The sequence below is a fragment of the Vibrio sp. 10N.261.51.F11 genome (assembly GCF_041471665.1).
Taxonomy (GTDB): domain Bacteria; phylum Pseudomonadota; class Gammaproteobacteria; order Enterobacterales; family Vibrionaceae; genus Vibrio; species Vibrio crassostreae_C.
In genome coordinates this window covers 1-481 of sequence record NZ_JBFROW010000052.1, presented here as the reverse complement: position 1 = coordinate 481, position 481 = coordinate 1, and the positions used below count along the sequence as shown (strand labels likewise).

The following is a 481-nucleotide window of genomic DNA, read 5'->3' as shown; positions in this document are numbered from 1 at the left end:
CCAAGGTTTTTGGTTGTCATCAAGAAGGGTTAATTCCTGATAACTGTTTGCCGGACTCAATTGTGATTCAAACTAGGTTTGAATCGAATACAAGACACTTGAATGTGTTTGTTGTGTTTATCTAATGAAAGATAAACATTGAGAACTTTTAAATTTGATTGAATTACTCGTAAGTAATCAATCAGTCAGCTTTCCAAATTGTTAAAGAGCTTGATTCAATAAATTGAACCATTTTTAAAGACTCTCGTAAGACTTTTTGTCGAACAAGAACGCTTAAAGATGGTGGAGCTATGCGGGATCGAACCGCAGACCTCCTGCGTGCAAGGCAGGCGCTCTCCCAGCTGAGCTATAGCCCCATCTAGGTCGATATTGGTGGGTCTGAGTGGACTTGAACCACCGACCTCCCGCTTATCAGGCGAGCGCTCTAACCAGCTGAGCTACAGACCCAATATCGTCTCTTAACTTTTCTAAACCTAATCAA

2 tRNA genes are annotated in these 481 nt (G+C 41.4%); both read right to left on the bottom strand.

The annotated features are described in order from the left end of the window. Positions 1-280: 280 nt before the first annotated feature. A tRNA-Ala gene (locus AB4351_RS16335) sits at positions 281-356 on the bottom strand. Between the two features lie 14 nt (positions 357-370). Beyond that, positions 371-447: transfer RNA gene (locus tag AB4351_RS16330), tRNA-Ile, on the bottom strand. Between the last annotated feature and the right edge of the window lie 34 nt (positions 448-481).